We start from the raw sequence: 2,452 nt of genomic DNA, 5'->3' as shown, positions 1-2,452 counted from the left end.
TCGTCATGGTTCAGACTCAACCAGTCCACCGGTTCCAGCAGAATGTGATGTGATTCACACCACACACTGTTCGTCACGACACTGCCACCCGGCGTCGGGGAACCCCCGCCCGCGCGTGCTGCGGACGGGGGTTCCCGGGCGGGGTTCAGCCCTTGGAGCTGAAGGCCGCGTCGAACGCCGCGGCGGGCGGCTGGATGAGCTCGCCGAGGCGGCGCACGAACGCCAGCGCGTCGGGCGCGCCGCGCAGGCGGTCCACGCCGGCGTCCTCCCACTCCACGCTCGTGGGGCCCTCGTAGCCGATGACGTTGAGCTGGCGGAAGATCGCCTCCCACGGCACGTCGCCGTGCCCGACGGAGACGAAGTCCCAGCCGCGCCGGGAGTCCGCCCACGCCAGGTGCGAGCCCAGCCGGCCCGCGCGGCCGTCGAGCTGCTTCTTGGAGTCCTTGCAGTGCACGTGGTAGATGCGGTCGGCGAAGTCGCGCAGGAACCCGACGGTGTCCAGGTCCTGCCACACGAAGTGGCTGGGGTCGAAGTTCAGCCCGAACGCCTCGCGGTGGCCGATGGCCTCCAGCGCCCGCTTCGTCGTCCAGTAGTCGTAGGCGATCTCGGACGGGTGCACCTCGTGGGCGAACTTCACGCCCACCTCGTCGAAGACGTCGAGGATGGGGTTCCAGCGGTCGGCGAAGTCCTGGAACCCGCGCTCCACCATCGACTCCGGGGTGGGCGGGAACATCGCCACCGTGTGCCAGATCGAGGACCCGGTGAACCCGGTGACGGTCTTCACGCCGAGCTTGGCGGCGGTGCGCGCGGTGTCCTTGACGTACTCCGCGGCGCGCTGCCGCACGCCCTCGGGGTCGCCGTCGCCCCACACGGCCTCGGACACGATGTCCTTGTGGCGCTCGTCGATCAGGTCGCACACCGCCTGACCGGACAGGTGCGCGGAGATCGTCCAGACCTTGAGGTTGTACTTCTCCAGCGTCGCCTTCTTCTCGGCGACGTAGTCGTCGTCGCGGGCGCCGCGCGAGGAGTCCAGGTGGTCGCCCCAGGTGGCGATCTCCAGGCCGTCGAAGCCCCACTCGGAGGCCAGGCGGCACACCTCCTCGAACGGCAGGTCGGCCCACTGGCCGGTGAACAGGGTCACGGGACGAGGCATCGTCGGCTCCTCAGATCTCGGTGTAGGCGGAGGCGTTCTCGGCGCTGCGCTGCACGGCCTCGAGCACCTTCTGCACCTGCAGGCCGTCGGCGAAGGACGGGCTGGGGTCGCGGCCGTCGGCGATCGCGCCGAGGAACTCCTGCAGCTCGTGCACGAACGGGTGGTCGTAGCCCAGGCCGTGCCCGGCCGGCCACCAGTTGGACACGCCCGGGTGCTCCGGCTCGGTCGCCAGGATGCGGCGGAAGCCGTTCTCCGCGTCGGGCAGGTCGCCGTCGAAGAACCACAGCTCGTTCATCGACTCGAAGTCGAAGGCGACCGAGCCGCGCGAGCCGTTGACCTCGATGCGCATGCCGTTCTTGCGGCCCAGCGCCATGCGGGTCGCCTCGAACGTCATCAGGGCGCCGCCGTCGCCGCGGCCGAAGAAGACCGCCGCGTCGTCGACGGTGACCTCGCCGCGCTCGGTGGACGCCTGCGCGCCCAGGCCGGTGTTCTGACCGGTGCGCTCGGCCTCCAGCGGGCGGGTCTTGACGAACGTCTCCACGGTGCCGTTGACGCCCACCAGCCGCTGGCCGGTGATGAACTGCGCGGCGTCGACGATGTGCGAGCCGATGTCGCCCAGGGCGCCGGCGCCGGAGCGGTCCTTCTGCAGCCGCCAGGTCAGCGGGAAGTCGGGGTCGACGATCCAGTCCTGCAGGTACAGCGCGCGCACCTGCCGGACCTCGCCGAGGCGGCCGGCCTGCACGAGCTGGCGGGCCAGCCCGATCGCGGGCACCTTGCGGTAGTTGAACGCCACCATGCTGCGCACGCCGCGCGCGGCGGCCGCCTCGGCGGCCGCCGTCATCCGCTCGGCCTCCTCGACCGTCTTGGCCAGCGGCTTCTCGCAGATGACGTGCTTGCCGGCCTCCAGGGCCGCGATGGCGATCTCGGCGTGGCTGTCGCCGGGGGTGAGCACGTCGACCACGTGCACGTCGTCGCGCTCCAGCAGGGAGCGCCAGTCGTCGACGCCCTCCTCCCAGCCGAACTGCCGCGCCGCGGCGGTGGCGCGGCCGGCGTCGCGGCCGGCGAGCGCGACCCGCCGGGTGCGGAAGCGCGGTTCGCCGACGTGGTCGACGCTGCGCCACGCGTGGGAGTGGACGGCGCCCATGAAGGAGTGGCCGACGACGGCCACCCCCAGCTCGGGCAGTTCGTTCGGTGTGGGCTGGGACACCTGGACCTCCTCGTCGTCGCGGCGATCGTACTGAGCCGGGTCCGCCCGCGGGGACACCCCTCTCCCCGCGGGCCCGCCCGCGGGGAGAGGGG

General features: G+C 71.9%; 2 protein-coding genes. Both read right to left on the bottom strand.

The annotated features are described in order from the left end of the window. Window positions 1-145: 145 nt before the first annotated feature. Window positions 146-1,153 carry a sugar phosphate isomerase/epimerase family protein gene (locus tag GTR00_RS18930; RefSeq protein WP_166613111.1) on the bottom strand — a complete coding sequence of 336 codons (1,008 nt, stop codon included), beginning with the start codon at window positions 1,151-1,153 and terminating at the stop codon, window positions 146-148. Window positions 1,154-1,163: 10 nt separating this feature from the next. Further along, window positions 1,164-2,360: a Gfo/Idh/MocA family protein gene (locus GTR00_RS18925; RefSeq protein ID WP_323132606.1), complete on the bottom strand. Its 1,197-nt coding sequence runs from the start codon at window positions 2,358-2,360 to the stop codon at window positions 1,164-1,166. Window positions 2,361-2,452 lie beyond the last annotated feature (92 nt).

Source organism: Kineococcus indalonis (genome assembly GCF_009906395.1).
Lineage (GTDB): Bacteria > Actinomycetota > Actinomycetes > Actinomycetales > Kineococcaceae > Kineococcus > Kineococcus indalonis.
The sequence above is the reverse complement of the archived record's forward strand: the minus strand, read 5'-3'. Positions and strand labels throughout refer to the sequence as shown.